Annotated in this window: 17 protein-coding genes; 5 read left to right on the top strand and 12 right to left on the bottom strand. The window is 68.2% G+C overall.

The window, feature by feature from the left end; all coding sequences use genetic code 11:
• Positions 1-499 precede the first annotated feature (499 nt).
• The gene (locus AB7E83_RS11095) at positions 500-1,264 is read left to right on the top strand and encodes a dienelactone hydrolase family protein (RefSeq protein WP_428569105.1); all 765 of its coding nucleotides are present in this window, start codon (positions 500-502) and stop codon (positions 1,262-1,264) included.
• Positions 1,265-1,296: 32 nt separating this feature from the next.
• On the opposite strand, the gene AB7E83_RS11090 is transcribed toward AB7E83_RS11095, so the two are convergent.
• The 8 genes from AB7E83_RS11090 to AB7E83_RS11055 are packed head-to-tail and all read right to left on the bottom strand — an operon-like array spanning position 1,297 to position 9,354.
• Positions 1,297-2,340 carry a CobW family GTP-binding protein gene (locus tag AB7E83_RS11090; RefSeq protein WP_428569102.1) on the bottom strand — a complete coding sequence of 348 codons (1,044 nt, stop codon included), beginning with the start codon at positions 2,338-2,340 and terminating at the stop codon, positions 1,297-1,299.
• Positions 2,341-2,350: 10 nt separating this feature from the next.
• Positions 2,351-3,343, bottom strand: a complete 993-nt coding sequence (locus tag AB7E83_RS11085; protein WP_428569100.1) for a zinc-dependent alcohol dehydrogenase family protein — start codon at positions 3,341-3,343, stop codon at positions 2,351-2,353.
• Entirely contained in the window at positions 3,340-4,734 is a 1,395-nt protein-coding gene (locus AB7E83_RS11080) for a dihydroorotase (RefSeq protein ID WP_428569097.1), read from the bottom strand. Before AB7E83_RS11080 ends, AB7E83_RS11085 begins: the two co-directional genes overlap by 4 nt.
• Before the next feature lie 11 nt (positions 4,735-4,745).
• Positions 4,746-5,525: an ABC transporter permease gene (locus AB7E83_RS11075; protein ID WP_428569095.1), complete on the bottom strand. Its 780-nt coding sequence runs from the start codon at positions 5,523-5,525 to the stop codon at positions 4,746-4,748.
• Complete coding sequence (locus AB7E83_RS11070) at positions 5,522-6,379, bottom strand: ABC transporter permease (RefSeq protein ID WP_428569091.1); 858 nt, start codon at positions 6,377-6,379, stop codon at positions 5,522-5,524. Before AB7E83_RS11070 ends, AB7E83_RS11075 begins: the two co-directional genes overlap by 4 nt.
• Entirely contained in the window at positions 6,376-7,446 is a 1,071-nt protein-coding gene (locus AB7E83_RS11065; protein ID WP_428569089.1) for an ABC transporter ATP-binding protein, read from the bottom strand. Before AB7E83_RS11065 ends, AB7E83_RS11070 begins: the two co-directional genes overlap by 4 nt.
• A 28-nt stretch (positions 7,447-7,474) precedes the next feature.
• Positions 7,475-8,509 (bottom strand): extracellular solute-binding protein, encoded by a 1,035-nt coding sequence (locus tag AB7E83_RS11060; RefSeq protein ID WP_428569086.1) that lies wholly within the window; start codon positions 8,507-8,509, stop codon positions 7,475-7,477.
• A gap of 32 nt (positions 8,510-8,541) precedes the next feature.
• Entirely contained in the window at positions 8,542-9,354 is an 813-nt protein-coding gene (locus AB7E83_RS11055; RefSeq protein WP_428569084.1) for an amidohydrolase family protein, read from the bottom strand.
• Between the two features lie 151 nt (positions 9,355-9,505).
• Between AB7E83_RS11055 and AB7E83_RS11050 the strand changes: the two genes are divergently transcribed.
• The 3 genes from AB7E83_RS11050 to AB7E83_RS11040 are packed head-to-tail and all read left to right on the top strand — an operon-like array spanning position 9,506 to position 12,550.
• Positions 9,506-10,363, top strand: coding sequence for a TauD/TfdA dioxygenase family protein (locus AB7E83_RS11050; protein ID WP_428569082.1), 858 nt, complete (start codon positions 9,506-9,508; stop codon positions 10,361-10,363).
• On the top strand, positions 10,360-11,340 hold the full coding sequence (locus AB7E83_RS11045) for a Bug family tripartite tricarboxylate transporter substrate binding protein (protein ID WP_428569079.1): 981 nt from the start codon (positions 10,360-10,362) through the stop codon (positions 11,338-11,340). Before AB7E83_RS11050 ends, AB7E83_RS11045 begins: the two co-directional genes overlap by 4 nt.
• Before the next feature lie 13 nt (positions 11,341-11,353).
• On the top strand, positions 11,354-12,550 hold the full coding sequence (locus AB7E83_RS11040; RefSeq protein WP_428569076.1) for a cytochrome P450: 1,197 nt from the start codon (positions 11,354-11,356) through the stop codon (positions 12,548-12,550).
• 29 nt (positions 12,551-12,579) lie between these two features.
• On the opposite strand, the gene AB7E83_RS11035 is transcribed toward AB7E83_RS11040, so the two are convergent.
• The 4 genes from AB7E83_RS11035 to AB7E83_RS11020 are packed head-to-tail and all read right to left on the bottom strand — an operon-like array spanning position 12,580 to position 16,197.
• A complete protein-coding gene (locus AB7E83_RS11035; protein ID WP_428569073.1) occupies positions 12,580-13,014 on the bottom strand; it encodes a nuclear transport factor 2 family protein in 435 nt (144 codons plus the stop codon).
• 4 nt (positions 13,015-13,018) lie between these two features.
• Complete coding sequence (locus AB7E83_RS11030) at positions 13,019-14,152, bottom strand: cupin domain-containing protein (RefSeq protein WP_428569070.1); 1,134 nt, start codon at positions 14,150-14,152, stop codon at positions 13,019-13,021.
• 60 nt (positions 14,153-14,212) lie between these two features.
• Positions 14,213-15,181: a Bug family tripartite tricarboxylate transporter substrate binding protein gene (locus AB7E83_RS11025; RefSeq protein WP_428569067.1), complete on the bottom strand. Its 969-nt coding sequence runs from the start codon at positions 15,179-15,181 to the stop codon at positions 14,213-14,215.
• A complete protein-coding gene (locus AB7E83_RS11020; protein ID WP_428569064.1) occupies positions 15,178-16,197 on the bottom strand; it encodes an ornithine cyclodeaminase family protein in 1,020 nt (339 codons plus the stop codon). Before AB7E83_RS11020 ends, AB7E83_RS11025 begins: the two co-directional genes overlap by 4 nt.
• A gap of 84 nt (positions 16,198-16,281) precedes the next feature.
• Between AB7E83_RS11020 and AB7E83_RS11015 the strand changes: the two genes are divergently transcribed.
• Complete coding sequence (locus AB7E83_RS11015; protein WP_428569061.1) at positions 16,282-17,013, top strand: TetR/AcrR family transcriptional regulator; 732 nt, start codon at positions 16,282-16,284, stop codon at positions 17,011-17,013.
• The last annotated feature ends 4 nt before the right edge of the window (positions 17,014-17,017 follow it).

Raw genomic sequence — 17,017 nt, 5'->3', positions numbered from 1 at the left:
ATCCCAAGACCGCAACCGTCAAAACCGACACCGCGTCCTGGAGCGTGACCTACGGCGCGCTGCGGCACGTCCTCGACATCTGAAGAATGGCCCTCCCGTCACGAGACGGGGATGCTCGGACAGACACAGCGCTACGCAAGGAACTCGGAGAGAAGGCCAATCGCGGAGAGTTCGCCGAGGTCGCGAATCGAAACACGTGTGGCGGAAGTCAATCGAGCGATAACCTGTTCAGTCGAGACGGACAACCAAGACCGTGCGCGCCGTACAAATCCTTGTAAATTGGCAACCAAACTGCCGAAATGCAAGGATGCTGGCATCCAGTCTTCTGCCTGTCACCGCCGCGTGATCCATGCCCCCGGCATCCGTGTGCCTTCTCACAGAAAGGACATACTAGGCACCCGTTTTACGAGAGGTGACCAACGTGTGTGATTTGAACGACCAGGATGAGCACGCGCGATACACTCGCCGCGATTTCGCTACTTGGGCCGCATCCGCCGGGATGCTGACCGCTCTGCCCAGCGTGGCCAATGCGGTTGCCGTGGCCGAGCGTGATGTGACCATCGCCACGCCAGACGGCACGTGCGACGCGTACTTCGTGGCTCCCACGTCCGGACCGGCACCCGCGGTGCTGGTGTGGCCCGACATCTTCGGCCTTCGCCCTGCCTTCAGGCAGATGGGGCGGCGCCTGGCCGAGTCGGGCTACAGCGTGCTGGTGGTGAACCCCTTCTATCGGCAGAAGAAGGCGCCGACCGCGCCGCAAGGCGGCAAGACGCCCATCGCCGAAGTGCTGCCGCTGATGCAGGCGTTGACGCCGGCCATGCACCTGACGGATGGCAAGGCCTTCGTGGCCTGGCTCGATGCGCAGCGTGAAGTGGACAAGGCGCGGAAGATCGGCACCACCGGCTACTGCATGGGCGCGCCGATCGCCGTGCGCACAGCCACCGTGGCGCCGGGCCGCGTGGGCGCTGTCGGAAGTTTCCACGGCGCCGCCATGGTGACCTCCGCGCCCGACAGCCCGCATCGCCTGGTCGCCCAGACAAAGGCGCACTACCTCATCGCCGTGGCCGAGAACGACGATCAGAAAGATCCCCAGGCCAAGGTCGCGCTGCGCACCGCGCTCGAGGCCGCCAAGCTGCGGGCCGAGGTGGAGGTGTATCCGGCCGCGCACGGCTGGTGCCCGCCCGACACGCAGGTCTATGACGCCGCCCAATCGGAGCGCGCCTGGGCGCGGCTTCTGGCGACGCTCAAAGAGGCGCTGGCCTGAACGGGGCCTGAGGCCGCGGCCGATTCCACGCGTCAGCGTCCGAGTTCGGCCAGGCGGTCGTCGCGCAGCCACGCCTCGATCGTTTTCCGGTCGAGGTCACGCGCGATCAGCACGAGCTTCGAGCGCCGGTCTTCATCAGGCCAGGCGGCAAGCCGCATCCGCTGGAACTGGTGCTGTACACCATGCACCACCACCGGCTGCGGCTCGCCCTGCACGTTCAGGATGCCTTTCACGCGCAGCAGCTTCTCCGCATGGCGGCTCACGAGCGACGCGAGGTTGGGGCTGAAATAGCGCCAGTCGAGGGGACAGTCGAAGACGAGGCAATGCGCGTGGATGCGCGCGTCGTGGCGGTTGACGTCGTGGTTGTGATGATGGTGGTGATGACCCTGCGCATGCTCGTCCTCGAACGCCTCCGCGCGCAGCCACTCGGTGACCACGGAGGACTTGGTCGCGGGATCGTAGAGCCCCGCGTCGAACAGCACGGCCGGATCGATCTCCCCCTGCACCACCTCGATCAGCGGCGCACCGGGATTCAGCCGCTGCAATCGCTCGCGCAGCAAGGCAATCTCTTCGGGCGAAGCCGCATCGACCTTCGTCAGCAGCAGGCGGTCGGCCACCGCTGCCTGCTTCAGCGATTCGAAGTGATCGTCGAGCTGCTTGCGCCCATGCAGCGCATCCACCGTGGTGATCACACCGTCGAGCGCGTACTGCCGCGACACCAGCGGATCATTCATCAGCGTGTGCAGGATCGGCGCCGGGTCCGCGAGACCCGTGGTCTCGACGAGCACGCGGCGAAATTTGCTCACCTCGCCCTGCTCACGCTTGCGGTGCAGCGTGCGCAACGTGTCGACCAAGTCCGTGCGGATCGTGCAGCACAGGCAGCCGCTGCTCATCACCATCACGTCGTCGCGCGACGACTCCACGAGATGATGGTCGAGCCCGATCTCGCCGAACTCGTTGATGATGACCGCCGCATCGCCCATCGCCGGATGCTGCAACAGCCGCGCGAGCAGCGTCGTCTTGCCGCTGCCGAGAAAGCCGGTGATGACCGAGACGGGAATGCGGCCTTCGCTCATTCAGTCCGCCTCATGGCTCGAGGATGACCTTGCCCATCGCGTCGCCCTTCTCCAGCAGCGCATGGGCCTGCCGCACGTCCTCCATCGCGTAGCGCTTCGAGACGATGGGCCGGATGCGGCCTTCCGCCCACGCGGCAATCACGCTGTTCATGATGCGGCGGCGATTCTCTCGGTCGTTGTCGTAGACGTGCATCTCGAAGATGCGGATGGCGGGGCAACGCGCGCCATGGCGGCGCAGTTCGCCGAGCAGGTTTTCTTCGGGGAGGCCGCCGCTCGCGTTGTACGACACGAGCGTGCCCCAGGGCGCGAGCAGGCCGATGAGCGCGGCGAAGCCAGGGCCGCCGACGTGATCGACGGCGATGTCCACGCCCGCGCCCTGCGAAAGCCGCATCACTTCAGCGACGACACTGCCGCGCGTGCGGTCGATCGCATGATCGACGCCCTGCTCGCGCGCGAATGCCGCCTTGGCTTCCGAGCTCACGCTGCCGTACACCGTCATGCCCGCCGATTTCGCGATCTGCGCGACCGCGCTGCCGACGCCGCCGGCCACGCCGTTGATGAAGATGCTGCGCAAGGGGCGGGAGCGCTCCACCTCATGCACGAGGTTCCACGCGACCTGGTAGTTCGGCAGGCACACGGCCGCTTCCACGTCGAGATGCGGCGGCAGCACGAACACCGCATCGGCCGGCACGCACACGCGCTCCGCGTAGCAGCCACCACGCTGGGGCAGTTCGCGCGCGGTCACGAGCACGGGCTGCCCGAGCATCGACGTGTCGACCTCCGCGCCGACCGCGACCACGTGGCCGGCCAGGTCGCTGCCCGGACTCGCGGGCAACGTGGGCATCCACTTGTACGTGCCGCGCCGGATCAGGATGTCGGGCCAGCCGACACCGATGGCCGCCGCCTCGACGACGACGTCGCGCGGCCCCGGCACGGGCGCGGGAACGTCGACGAGCTCCAGCGCCTCGACGCCGCCCGGCGCGCGGATGACGATCTTTCTCACGCGCCTTCCGGCCGCTGCGGCTTCAGGTGTTGGCCGTGTCCCGGCTTGCCCACCACCTTGCCGTCGCGGTAGACGAACGCGCCGCGCACCAGCGTGTGCTTCACCGCGCCCACCACCTTGCGGCCGTCCCACGAGGTCCAGCCGCATTTGCTCAGCATGTCCTCGTTGCGCAGCACCTGCTCCTGGCGCGGATCGACCAGCACCATGTCGGCGTCGGACCCGACCTGGATCGCGCCCTTGCGCGGATAGAGCCCGAAGGTCTTCGCGGGCGTCGAAGAGAAAACTTCGGCCAGCCGCGTCCACGAGATCTCGCCCTGGTTCAGCTTGTCGAGGAAGAGCGGGAGCGTCTCCTGGATCTTGGGCGTGCCGTTGGCCGCGGCGAACATGTCGGTCCAGCCGATCTCCTTTTCCTCGCGCAGGTGCGGCGCGTGGTCGGAGCCGATGACGTCGATGGTGCCGTCGCGCAGCGAATCCCACAGCATCTTCGTGGTGTTCGGGCCGTTCCAGAGGTTGAGCGCGTAGGGTCCGAGCCGCTCGATCTCGTTCCAGTCGTCGCAGAGGAACAGCATGTGCGGATTGGTCTCGACCGTCACCGCCTGCTTCTTCGCCTTGGCGGCGCGCAGCACCTCCATCGAGCGCGGCGAACGGACGTGCAGCACGTGCAGGTGGAAGCCCAGCACCTCCTGCATGCGGCACAGGTAGCTGATGGCGGAATCGAACACGATGCCGTCGTAGGAGGCGGACAGGCGCGCGACGGTCTGGTAGCTGGTGTCGCCGACTTTCAGCGCGCGTTCCGACAGCGTCTCGATGAGCTGCTGGTTGTTCGGGTGGACCATCAGCGGAATGCCGGTCTTCGCGACCTCCTCCGCGATCTCGAAGAGCTGCCCCTGGTGATGCACGCCGAGCTCCGGCATGTGCGGATAGTCCGCGCCCTTGTCGGTGATCATGAAGATCTTGAAGCCGAGCGCGCCGGCTTCGGCCAGACCCTTGATCTCGCTCAGGTTCGTGGGCGAGGGGTTGTGATTGAAGTCGACGAGCGAGGAGCGCTTGTACGCCTCGATCACGTCGAGGTAGCGCTGCACCGTCGTCGTCACCGGCTGCACGTTGGGCATGCCGGACACGGTGGTGTAGCCGCCCGCCGCCGCCGTGCGCGTGCCGCTCTCGATGTCTTCCTTGTGCGTGAAGCCGGGCTCGCGCAGGTGCGTGTGCGTGTCCACGCCGCCGGGCAGCAGCACGAGTCCCTGCGCCTCGATCGTCTCGTCGGCAGAGGGCGACATCTCGCCCGCGAACAGGCCGGCGATGCGCCCGCCCTTGACCGCGACGTCGGCGCGCACGACGCCGCCGGGCGTGACGACGTCGGCGCCGCGAACGAGCAAGTCGGCTTTCATCATGAGTTGATCTCCTAGCGGAAAAGGGATTTGTAGAACGAGAAGCGGCGCTCCAGCACCAGCATGACGACGAGCGTGGTCACGACGGTGAGGGTGGCCGCCGCAGCCACGGACGGCTCGGCGAGCCACTGCATGCGGTTGAAGAGCACGACGGGCAGCGGCGCGGAGCCGGGCGAAGCGAGAAACACCGAGATCGGCACGTTGTTGAACGAGATGAGGAATGCGAAGGTGCCGCCCGCGACGATGCCCGGCCGGATCAATGGCAGCGTAATGTGCCGGAACACCCGCCACGGGCTCGCGCCGAGGATCGCGCCCGCGCGCTCGATGGCCGGGTCCTGCCCCGCCAGGCTCACGAGCACCGAGCGCACGATGTAGGGCAGCGTGAGCACCGCATGCGCGATGACGAGGCCCCACACGTTGATGAGATGCCACTGCGTGAACGCGAGCAGCAGCGCGAACGCGGTCATGACCGCCGGCACGTTGAGCGGCGCGAGGAAGAAGGCCGAGACGATTTCCTTGACGCGGCCGGCCGTACGCGAAAGATACAGTGCGCCGAGCGTGCCGAGCACGACGGAAATGGCGACCGCCGCGAGCGCGACGATCGCGCTCAGCCCCAGCCCGCCCATCAGCGCCTTGTCGTTCAGCGCGGCGTCGTACCACCGGAAGGTGAAGCCCTGCGGCGGGAACGTGATGAATCGCGTCTCGGTGAACGACGCGCCGATCACCATGACCAGCGGCACGACGATCAACGCGTACGTGAGCCAGGCGGCGCAGGACACGAAGGAGATCTTCATGCCTTCACCTTCAGCCACCCCGCGAAGCGCCGCTCCGCCAGCTTCGCGACGCCGGTCGCGACGAGCATCGCGAGGATGAACAGCACGACGCTCAGCGTCGCCGCGATGGGCCAGTCGAACGTGGTCACCGCCGCGTTGTAGATCTGCAGCGGCACGACCTTCACGCGGTTGCCGCCGATGATGTAGGGCGTGACGAACGCCGCTGCCGAGAGCGAGAACACGATCAGCCCGCCCGAGAGCATGCCCGGGAAGCTGAGCGGCAGCGTCACGCGGCGAAACGCCTGCCAGGGCGTCGCGCCATGCACCTGCGCGGCGCGCATCACGGCGGGGTCGACGCGGTCGAGCGCGGTGACGATGTTGATCACCATGTAGGGGCCGAAGCTGTAGACCAGCACGATCAGCACGCCGCTCTCGCTGTTGAGGAACTGCAGCGGGCCGCCGACAAGTCCCGTCCCCTGGATCACCTGATTGAGGAGACCGTTCGGCCCGAGGATGAGGATCCACGCGAACCCGGTCACCACCAGGCTGATCATGATCGGAATCAGCAGCACCAGCGTGAGCGTCGCGCGCAGGCGGGGGTTTCGCATGCCGGCGATGTGCAGCGCCGCCGGGTAGCCGAGCACGCCCGACAGCAGCGTTGCCAGCGTGGCGAGCTTGATCGAGCGCCAGACGGAGTCGAGGTGGAAGCCGTCGGTCAGCACCTCGGCGAAATGCGCGAGCGTGAAACCGCGCATCTCGAAGGTCACGCTGTCCATTTCGCGAAAGCTCATGCTGAACACGAGGAGCAGCGGCCACGCCCAGAAGGCGAGCAGCCACAGCACCGGCGGAATGGCGAGCGGCGCGGCGCGTGTCACGCGAGCAGCATCCAGTCGGCGGCATCCACGCGCAGGCCCGCGCGTGCGCCGGAGCGTACCCAGTCGGCGGGCGCGGCGCTTTCGTGCGCGGTCACGCGGCGACCTTCACCCAGGTCGACGATGACGTGGTGCACGGCGCCGGCGAACACCCGGTCGACCACCGTGCCGTGCAGGGTCGCGCCGTCGGCGGTGGGCGCGACGATGCGCACGCGGTCCGCGCGCACGCCGAGCTGGACCTTCGCGCCCGGCATCGCCACAGTCCCGTCCGGGGCGCGCACGCGCACGTGACCGGCGCCCGGCACTTCCACCGTGCACTCGCCGTCGCCTCCCGCGAACAGCAGTCCTTCGACGAAGCTCGATGCGCCGATGAAATCCGCCACGAACCGCGTCTTCGGCCGGGCATAGATGCCTTCGGGCGTGTCGAGCTGCTCGATGCGCCCTTCATTCATCACGGCGATGCGGTCCGACAGCGTGAGCGCCTCTTCCTGGTCGTGCGTCACGTAGATCATGGTCGTGCGCACCTGCGTGTGGATCTGCCGCAGCTCGCCTTGCATCGCCTTGCGCAGCTTGGCGTCGAGATTCGACAGCGGCTCGTCGAGCAGCAGGATGGCGGGGCGGATCGCCAGCGCCCGCGCGAGGCCCACGCGCTGCTGTTGGCCGCCCGACAGCTCGCGCGGGAAGCGGCCACCGAAATCGCCGAGGTGCACGAGCTCGAGCGCTTCGCCGACACGCGAACGAAGCTCCGCCTCCGCCAGGCCGCGCATGCGCAGCCCGAACGCCACGTTCTCGAAGCACGTCATGTGCGGAAACAGCGCATGCCCCTGGAACACCATGCCGAGGTTCCGCTCGTGCACCGGCACGTCGTTCACGCGCCGCCCGCCGATGCGCACCTCGCCCGCATCGGGCGTCTGGAACCCGGCGACGATGTTCAGCGTCGTCGTCTTGCCGCAGCCCGAGGGGCCGAGCAGCGAGACGAACTCGCCGTCGGCCACTTCGAGGTCGATGCCCTCGAGGACCGCCGGACCTCCGAAACTCTTGCGCAGGCCGGAGAGGGAGAGTGTCGACATCGGCTCTTGCTTCGCCCTTCAGTTCACTTTACTTCGCTTCCACCTCGCGCTGCCAGCGCTGCGTTAGCTCGCGGCGCTTGGCGAGGAACGTGTCCCAGTCCATCAGCGCGGCCTTCTGGATGTCGGCCTGCTTGATGAGGAAGTTCTTTTCGAACGCGGGGGCCAGCGTCGTCTTGGGATTGACGTAGCCGGAGAACGACGCCTCGGTCTGCAGCCCTTGATACTGCGGCGAGAGCACGAGGTCGACGAACTGCTTGGCCGCATCCTTCGCGGGCGCGTTCTTCGCCACCGCGATGTACGAAGCAACGGCGATCGCGCCTTCCTTCGGCGCGACCCAGCGAATCGGCAGGCCATCGGCCGCGAGACGCTGCGCCGGGAAGCTCGCGTTGAAACCCATCGCGGCCTGCTTCTGCGCGAAAAGCGGGATCAGCGTGGACGCGCCGCCATGGAAAACGCTCACGTTCGGCCGGAGTTCGGCCATCCGCTTGAAGCCGGGGTCGACCGACTTCTTCGCGTCGCCGCCCTGCATCTGGTTCACCTTGAACAGCAGCGCGTACGAGAAGGTGCTGTTCGAGTCGGGAATCGTCACCTTGCCCTTGAGCGCCGGATTCCACAGGTCCGCGTAGGAGGTCGGCGGCTTCACGCCGGCCGCCGCGAGCGCGCGCTCGTCGTAGATGATGCCGAGCAGGTAAAGCAGGAAGGCGCTGCCCTGGTTGTCCTTGTCGCGAAAGCGCGCGGGAATGTCGGCCACGTTCTTCACGCCGTCGAGCGGCTCCCAAAGACCGGCCTGCTTGCCCTGTAGCCACGGGCCTTCGTCGAGCATGAACACCGAGATCTCGGGGCTCGCGCGCTGCGCGACGGCCTTGGTCAGCGCCTGCCCGCTCAGCACCGGCGTGATGACCACGCGCGTGTCGTGCCGTGCCTTCATGATCGGCGAGATGTACTTCTCGACCGCGGCGACCACGCCTTGCGGCATGTAGACGTTGAGCACCGTTTCGGCACGCGAGAGGACGGGAGCGAACGCGACGAGCGCCACGGCGGCAAGGACATTCAGGTTCTTCATGCGGGTCTCCATTCGGATGATCGGACGAGGGTTCAGGCGTAGAGGCGCGAGGGGTTGTCGACGAGGACCTGCCGCAGCAGGGCCTCGTCGCCATCCACCATGCGGTGCAACAAACGCGCCAGGTGGCGCGGGTCGGGTGGAGGATCGCCGGGCGCACGCGGATCGCGATACATCACGTGCGGCCAGTCGGTCGCCCACAGCACGCGCTCCGGCGCATTGGCAAGCACCGCGCGGCCCAGGGGCACCATGTCCTCGTAGGTCGGCGCGCCCACCTTCGACCAGCGGTCCATGCTGGAGAGCTTCACCCAGCAATGCGGCAGGCGGTGCAATTGCAGCAGCAGATCGAAGGCCCGGTCGTGCAGAGCGGAGGGCCGCGAATGCGCGCAGTGATCGACGATCACGGGCACGGTCATCCGCGCGATCGCATCGGCCAGCGGCGGCAGGTCGGTCAGTTCGACGTGCAGCAGCACGTGCCAACCCCGCTGGGCCGCACGCTCCACGCCACGCCGCAGCGTTTCCGGCGTGGCCGGTTTCGGCAGGAAGGAAACGAACTGGAAGCGCACGCCGCGCACGCCCGCCGCGGCCAGCGCGTCGAGCACGGCGTCGTCTTGCGCATCGTCGATCTTGGCGACCGCGCGCAGATCGGGATGGCGCGCGAGCAGCCGCAGCAGCGGCCCCTGGTCCGCGGGCGGATGGCCCGCCTGCACGAGCACCGCGCGGTCGATTCCCAGCCCCCGGTGGAGCTCGCGCGCCTCGGCCAGCGCGGCCTCGGCATCGCCCTCCTCGCCCCAGGCGTGGAAGTGGGTGTCCCATGCACCTTGGGGAAACGAAACCGGCTCACTCATCGCAACTCCACCGACAGGTCGGTCGACTCGCGGCCAAGTATTCCACAAGCAGATCGGCAGGCCGGCCCCAACGCCCCCGGGGCAACCCGCGTTGACAGCATTCATTCGTGAATGTATTCTTCGCCCGGTTCAATTCAGGAGACAACGACCCATGGGCGCCACCCTCGTCCCGCTCCACCCTTGCCTCGGTTACGAGGTGCAGGGTGTCGACGCTTCGAAACCGCTTGCGCCCGGCGTGCGCGAACTGCTGCGCGGCGCGATGGCGACGCGCGGCCTGCTGCTGCTGCGCGGCCAGCAGATCGACGAGCCGCAGCAAGTCGCGTTCGCGAAGACGTTCGGCCGCATCTCCAAGCAGGGGCCGATCCAGAGCATCAGCCCCGACGCGACGTATGTGTCGAACGTCCGCGCCGATGGCGCATTCGGCGACGTCGAGCTGCACTTCCACTCGGACCAGATGTACTTCGAGCATCCGCTGAAGGCGATCATGCTGTATGGCATCGAGGTGCCGGCCGAAGGCGGCGAGACCTTCTTCTCCAACTCGGCCCACGTCGTCGAGCGCATGCCGGCCGCGCTGCGCAGCCGCCTGGAAGGGCGCAACGTCGTCGCGCGACTCGACTACGGCGCGCTCAGCTACGGCGCGGCGCTGAAGGAACAGGTGAAGGCGCAGGTCGCCCAGGCGCGCCATCCCGCGCTGGCCGTCCATGAAGATTCGGGCGAGGTGATCCACATGATGAGCCCCGACACCACGAAAGAGATCGAGGGCTACGGCGACGCCGAGTCGAAGGCGCTGATCGACGAACTCTCGGCGCTCGTCGCCGACGACGCGGTCGTGTACCGCCACACCTGGCGCGAAGGCGATCTGCTGGTGTGGGACAACACCCTGCTGCAGCACGCACGCTCGAAATTCCAGCCCTCGGCGCGCCGCACCCTGCGCCGCTGCGCCATCGCGAGCGACCACGAGCCGGTCGCCGCCGCCCGCCAGGACACCACGAAGGAGACGATGCAATGACCACCCGCCGCCAGATCATTCTCGGCGCCGCCGCCGCCGCCGGGCTGCTTGCGCAGCGCACGGCCTTCGCCCAGGAATGGGCGCCGACGCGGCCGATCACGGTCGTCGTGCCTTATCCGCCGGGCGGCCTGCTCGACGGCATCGCACGCAAGATCGGTGAGAAAATGGCCGTGTCGCTCAAGCAGGCGGTCGTCATCGACAACAAGCCCGGCGCCAACACGATGATCGGCGCGCAGCTCGTGTCGAAGGCGCCAGCGGACGGGCACACGCTCCTCTTCGGCACCGACGCGACGATCAGCATCAGCCCCTTCCTTTATCGCAAGGTCGCCTACGAAGCGAGCGACTTCGTGCCGATCACGCTGGTCGCCGACACCGTCGAATGCCTGATCGCGAACCCGAAGGTGCCCGCCACCAACATGCGCGAATTCGCCGCGTGGGCGAAGCGCGAGGGCAAGAAGATCAATTTCGGCACCTACGGCATCGGCAGCAACGCGCACCTGTCGACGGCGGAGCTGGAGCACATGATCGGCACGGAGATGAACCACATCCCGTACAAGGGCCAGGCCGACCTGTACCAGGCGCTGCTGACGGGCGACATCCAGTTCGTCGTCGGCACGACGGGCATCGCGACGCAGTACATCCAGGACGGGCGGCTGAAGCTCATCGCGCCGCTGCGCCAGAAGCGCGCGCCGCAGTTCCCCAACACGCCGTCCGCCACCGAGCAGGGCTTCCAGGTCAACTTCCCCGGCGCGTGGTTCGGCTACCTCGCGCCCGCGAAGACGCCGCCCGCCGCCATCCAGCGGCTCGCGCGCGAGATTCGCGCCGCGGCGGAAGACCCGGACCTGCAGGCCAACAGCATGGTCAAGATGGGCCTCGAGCCCGCGGCCTTCGGCACGGAGGCGATGACGCGCCGGCTGGAGGGGGATCGCGTGCGCTACAAGACGCTGATCGACCGGCTCCAGCTGAAGCTGGACTGAGCGCAAGCGCCGCATGATCGACCTGAAGGATCCCGCCTTCCTGGCGGGCGACCGCAGCGCGGGCTACGCAGACCTGCGCGCCCGCGCGCCGGTGTACCGCGTGCCGGACACGGACACCTGGCTGCTCTCGCGCCATGCCGACGTGCAACTCGTGCTGCGCAAGGCCGAGGGCCGCGTTCAGCCGCCCGGCACCGACGCGCCGCCGTGGATGCAGCCCGGTCCCGGCCTCGAACGGATGAAGGCCAACCTGGCGCAGACCGACGACCCCATCCATGCGCGCCTGCGCAGCGTGGTGGGGCCGTTCTTCGTGCCGCGCAATCTCGAAAAGCTGCGCGAGGTGTCCGCGGCGTCCGTGCGGCGCGCCGTCGACGCACTGCCCGACGGCGATGCGTCGATCGACGTGGTGACACAGGTCGCGGGGCTCGTGCCGCGCGGCGCGATCTGCCACCTGCTGGGCATTCCGGATGCGGACTGGGAGCGGCTCGTCGCGGTGCAGCACGACTTCCTGCTGATCTTCTCGCCCTTTCCGCTGAGCGACGACGAGCGGGAGCGCCTCGACAAGGTCGCCGCGTTCTATCGCGACTATTTCTCGGGCCTGCTCGACAACCCCGACACCGTGAGGAACTCGCTGCTCGCGCCGCATCTGCTGGAGGCCGAGCGCGCCGGCACGCTCTCGCGTGCCGAGGTCGTGTCGCTCATGCACACAGTGCTGGACGCGGGCTACGAAACGACGCGCACGTCGATCTCGAACGCGGTCGAACTGCTGGCGCAGAAGCCCGAACTCCACGCGCAGCTGCGCGACGACCCGTCGCTGATGGTCGGCGCGATCGAGGAGATCCTGCGCGTGCGCACGCCGATTCACCTGCGCCACCGCTTCCTTGCCGAAAGCTTCACGGCGTCCGACGGCACGGTCATCCCCGAGGGCGCGGAAGTGCTGCTCATGCTCGCCTCGGCCAACCGCGACGCGGCGATGTTTCCGGAGCCGGACCGCATCGACTTCCGTCGCGGCAACGCGGGGCGGCACCTCGCCTTCGGCGGTGGATTGCACCACTGTCTCGGCGCGCCGCTCGCGCGCATCCAGTTGCAGGAAACGCTTCGCGCGCTGACCGCCACGTTCCGACGCTTCGAACTGAGCGCGGGGCCGGGCAAGCGCTATCCGTCGGTGAAGTTTCCGTCGCTCATGTCGCTGCCCGTCACCGGGCAGCGTTGAGGAAGAAAAAGAAAAAGGGACGCGCGGCCTCAGCCGCGCATCCACGCGACCGTGGACTTGTCCTCGATACGCCAGGCGCCGTCTTCACGCACGAAGACATCCGTGCACTGGCGGATGCCGGCGAGCTTGCCGACGGGCGCGGCGGCCGCCCCCTCTTCGAGCGTCGCTTCGTATGCGACCAGCAGGAAGGTCACTTTCGCACGGTCGGCGCCGACCGGCTCGAACAGCAGGTTCGAGATCGTGTGCGCCGTCCGCCGCGAGGCGACGCGCTGCGACACGGCCTCGCGTACGCCGTCGGGCCCCTGCAGCTTCTTGCCCTGCCGGTCCCACACGCCCTGCTTCGCCATCAACGACGCGCAGCCGTCCGCGTCGCCGCGATCGAGCGCGCCGAAGAAGCGCAGCACTGTCGAGAAGCACGCATGCTCGTCGTTACGGGCATTCGAGGCGGTATCGGAAGAATTCATGTCGTCATGTCCCTTGCGTGCGCGGCGAGGTGTAGCCCTTCTGGCCTTCCTCGCTGCCCAGCGCGAGGATCGGGCCGTCGAACTTCTCCTGCCACAGCAGCGACCCCATCGCGATGTGCAGCGGATGGTCCTGCACGGTCAGCACGCGCCAACCGTCGTCGCCATGATAGTGCGCATGCTCCGACCAGCTCGGCGCCGACAGCAGCAGGTCGCCCGCCTTCCAGTCGATGCGCACGCCGTCCACGATGCTGTAGCCCGTGCCGCCGCTGATGTGATAGTTGATCGACGCCGAGGTGTGGCGATGGCCGTGCTTGCCCGTGTAGGCCGGCGTGCCCGCCGGGCTGCCGCCGATGGTCGCGAAGTAGGTGCCGGTGGTGCCGTTGCGGCGCTCGGTGGCCGGGTGGTAGAGCAGCCAGATGCGGCGGCGCTCGTCGCTGTCGTCGCCGGGCACCTGCGAAAGGTAGGGCCACACTTTCTCCCACGGCCAGTGCAGCGCGGGGTTGGGCACCACTGGAATATCCGTGAGGAATTCGTAGCCGCGCAGGCGCGCGCCGGCCTCGGTGAGCTGCACGTCGGGTGCGTTGTCCGACGCGTACTTGCGGCGCTGCGCGTCGGTGAGACCGTCCTCGGGACGCTGCGCATTCGACACCTCCACGCCCTCCTCTTCGTACAGCACGCCGAGCAGCTTCAGCAGCGGTGCGTTGCTGTAGGTCAGGCGGACCCAGGGCTCGTCGCCCGTGTTCTCGTACATGTGGCCGCGCATCGAGGGAACGGTCCAGACGTCGTGCAGGCGCGGCTCGAACGAGCCGTCGACCGTGACCTTGCCGCCGCCGCGGATGCAGATCTCCAGCAGGTTCGCGTTCGACTTGAAAGGCAGCGTCTTCTCGCCGGGCAGCAGCACCTGGATGCTGACCGACGTGGCCGGCGTGAAGCTGTCCGCCGTGCGCGAGGACGGGTGCACGATGACCGCCGAGCGGCGGCCGCTGCGCGGCGCGGGCAGTTCGGCGAGGCGTCGTGCTTCGGCCTCGATGGCCTCGCGCGTCACGAGCATCGGCGCCCAGATCTCGGGCTGGCGCGGCGCGAGGCCCGACTGGTCCTGGAACACGAGGGCGCCTTGTTCTGCGGAAGTGGTTTTCATGCGATTGATTCCTGCTGGACGTGGAGAGTGAGGAGGAGGTAAGTGGCGAACTTCATGGCCTTATTCCGGGCTCACGCCCGCTTGCTTGACCACGCGGCGCCACAGGTCGTTTTCGCCCTTGAGCTGCTGCAGGTACTCCGCGGGGCCGCCCACGTTCGGAAAGAGCCCGAGGTTGGTGAGGCGCGCGATCACGTCGGGGTGCGTCAGCGCTGCGCTCGCCGCCTTGAGCATGGGGTCGAGCGCCGCCTGCGGCACGTCGCGCGTGGCCATGAGGCCGAATCGGCCCACGACCTCGAACCCCTTCACGCTGTCGACCGCGAGCGGATAGGCTTCAAGCCCGGGCAGCTTCGTCGACGACAGCACGGCCACCGGCTTCACCTTGCCCGCGCGCAGGAAGGGCAGCGACACCGAGACGCCGTCGATGAAGTACTGCGTCTCGCCGGTCGCGACCGCCGTGAGGCTCTCGGCCGGACGCAGGAACGGAATCGCGTTGAACTTCGCCCCCGTCATTTCCGACAGCCAGCTCACGCCGAGCGCGCCGAGCGTCGCGGGCGAGGGCGTGCCGAAAGCCACCTTGCCCGGATCCTTCTTCGCGGCCGCGATCATTCCCTCCATCGTGGCGGGCGCGCCGGGCGCGGCCACGATCATCAGCGGCGTCAGCGCGAGTCGCACCACGGGCTGGAGATCGCGTACGTAGTCGAAGGATGTGGCCGACTTGATCGTGACCGGGGCGATGGCCGAGGTCGAGGTGATGACGAAGAGGAAGGTGTGGTCGTCCTTCGCGAGTTGCAGTCCGTTCATGGCGACCACCCCGCCGGTGCCGGGGCGGTTGTCGATGACGACCGGCTGCTTCAGCTGCTCGGCCATCTTCTCGCCCACGAGGCGCATGGCGACGTCGGGCGCCGAGCCCGCGGCGCCCGGCACGATGATGCGCACGGGTTTCGTCGGCCACGCCTGGGCCGCGGTGGCGATGCCGCACGCGGCGAAGGCCGCCGCGAGGCGGATGAATGTCGAACGCTTCAGCTTCACTTCCTGTCTCCGATCTTTCCTGCTTCGCTCCACACCGCGAGCGCGTCGAAGCGCTCGGGCGACTTGATCTTCGCGCCGGCATCATTCGCCTTCGCGCCTTCGTACACGGCCGCGGCCAGGGCGAGATCCGACAGACCCATGCCCATGCCCTTGAAGACGGTGATGCCCTCGCCGTCGGGAAGCTTCGTGACGCCCGCCGCGAGCTGCGCGAGGGTGCGGACTTCGTCCCAGCCGCCCTCGCCCGTGCCGAAGCGTTCACGCAGTTCGCGCGAGCCGCGGCGTGCGTTCTCCATGTCGTCGACCACCACCGCGCGCGTCACGCCGAAGACGTCCTGGTCGAACTCCGCCGACATCGGCAGGATGGCGCCGACCGCGTTGAGGTGCGCGCGCGGCGCAAGGTGGGCGGCGCGCAGGAAGGGCTCTCGCGCCCGGGTGATGATCGTGACGATGGGCGCGCCGTCGACCGCCGACGCCACCGAATCGGCCTCGCGGATCTCGAACGGGAACAGCTTGCGCGCCCGCTCGACGAACGCGCGTCGCTTCTCGGGCGTGGGGCTGAACACCGTCGCGCTGCGCAGCGGCCGCACGGCGGCGACGGCCGCGATCTGCAGCATCGCCTGCGCGCCCGTGCCGACGAGCGTCATCGAGTCCGCGGACGCCGACGACATGAGATCGGTGGCCACGCCGGCAATACCGGAGGTACGCAACTGCCCGAGCGTGCGCGCCTCGATCACCGCAAGCAGGTTGCCCGTGCGCGAATCGAACAGCGTGAACATCGCCGCGCCGCCCTCTTTCGTGTGCGCCCAGGTCTTGAAGCCCAGGTAGCCGCGCCCCGGCATGAGCGAACCCAGCGCATGCATCGAGCCGCCATCGCCCCAGGTGGCAAGCGCCTTCGGCACGTTGCGCGCTTCTTCGCGCGCCTGCTCGCGCAGCATGCCGGTGAGCGAGCGGATCACCGCCCGCGGGTCCAGGAGCGCGGTCACGTCGCGCTCGGTGAGATAGAGGAAGTCTGACAAGGGCGTCTCCTGAGGAAGGCCGCATAATACATTCATGAATGATTGTTGTGAAGTCCCCTCGCCCGCCGTGTGAGAATCGAGCGGATGCCTCGAAAGTCCGTCGACGTTTCTCCGCCCGTGCGCAAGACCCAGGACCGCAGCACCGAGACGCGGATGCGGCTGGTGGAATGCGCGATCGAATGCCTGGCCGAAATGGGCTACGCCGGAGCGACCACGCCCGTCATCGCCGAGCGCGCGAACGTGACGCGCGGCGCGCTGCAATACCACTTCGCAAGCCGCACCGACCTCGACATGGCCGTGATCGACCACGTCGCGAACGAGCTCAACTTCAAGCTCGACGCCGAGTCGCTGGCCGGCCGGCCGATCGAGGAGCGCGTGCGCCAGGTGATCGACACCTACTGGGCCACGTTTTCCAGCCGAACGTTCCGCGCCGCGCTGCACATCTGGCTCGCGATCACCAATGACCCGTCGCTTGCGGCGCCGCTGCGCGCGCACATGCAAGGCATGTCGGAGGCGATCGAGGGCACCTGGGGCACGCTCTTCAACGATCTCGGCCGCACCCCCGAAGAGCTGCGCACCATGCGGCACGTGGCAATGGGCGCGGCACGCGGCTTCGCCGTCGAGCTGATCTTCCACCCCGGCGAGAAGGGCGTGCGCGAGCGCGAGCTTCTCACGCGCATGGTGATGTCGCAGCTGCAGCCCGTCGCACCCGGCGACCGCCCGGCGCGCGCCTCGTCCAAACGCGAGCCGGCCCGAACCCCTTCCCGTGAACCCACCCGCGCGCCGCGCCGCAAGCCGGCCGCACCCCACAAGTGAGACA

The organism is Ramlibacter sp., from assembly GCF_050250995.1.
Classification (GTDB): Bacteria; Pseudomonadota; Gammaproteobacteria; order Burkholderiales; family Burkholderiaceae_C; genus Ramlibacter.
The sequence above is the reverse complement of the archived record's forward strand: the minus strand, read 5'-3'. Positions and strand labels throughout refer to the sequence as shown.

Excerpts from the sequence above, each read along its gene's own strand:
- AB7E83_RS11045 (WP_428569079.1), top strand. The coding sequence starts at position 10,360 with ATGACCACCCGCCGCCAGATCATTCTCGGCGCCGCCGCCGCCGCCGGG.
- AB7E83_RS11080 (WP_428569097.1), bottom strand. The coding sequence starts at position 4,734 with ATGATGAAAGCCGACTTGCTCGTTCGCGGCGCCGACGTCGTCACGCCC.
- AB7E83_RS11055 (WP_428569084.1), bottom strand. The coding sequence starts at position 9,354 with ATGAGTGAGCCGGTTTCGTTTCCCCAAGGTGCATGGGACACCCACTTC.
- AB7E83_RS11030 (WP_428569070.1), bottom strand. The coding sequence starts at position 14,152 with ATGAAAACCACTTCCGCAGAACAAGGCGCCCTCGTGTTCCAGGACCAG.
- AB7E83_RS11065 (WP_428569089.1), bottom strand. The coding sequence starts at position 7,446 with ATGTCGACACTCTCCCTCTCCGGCCTGCGCAAGAGTTTCGGAGGTCCG.
- AB7E83_RS11060 (WP_428569086.1), bottom strand. The coding sequence starts at position 8,509 with ATGAAGAACCTGAATGTCCTTGCCGCCGTGGCGCTCGTCGCGTTCGCT.
- AB7E83_RS11050 (WP_428569082.1), top strand. The coding sequence starts at position 9,506 with ATGGGCGCCACCCTCGTCCCGCTCCACCCTTGCCTCGGTTACGAGGTG.
- AB7E83_RS11095 (WP_428569105.1), top strand. The coding sequence starts at position 500 with ATGCTGACCGCTCTGCCCAGCGTGGCCAATGCGGTTGCCGTGGCCGAG.
- AB7E83_RS11075 (WP_428569095.1), bottom strand. The coding sequence starts at position 5,525 with ATGAAGATCTCCTTCGTGTCCTGCGCCGCCTGGCTCACGTACGCGTTG.
- AB7E83_RS11040 (WP_428569076.1), top strand. The coding sequence starts at position 11,354 with ATGATCGACCTGAAGGATCCCGCCTTCCTGGCGGGCGACCGCAGCGCG.
- AB7E83_RS11035 (WP_428569073.1), bottom strand. The coding sequence starts at position 13,014 with ATGAATTCTTCCGATACCGCCTCGAATGCCCGTAACGACGAGCATGCG.
- AB7E83_RS11090 (WP_428569102.1), bottom strand. The coding sequence starts at position 2,340 with ATGAGCGAAGGCCGCATTCCCGTCTCGGTCATCACCGGCTTTCTCGGC.
- AB7E83_RS11015 (WP_428569061.1), top strand. The coding sequence starts at position 16,282 with ATGCCTCGAAAGTCCGTCGACGTTTCTCCGCCCGTGCGCAAGACCCAG.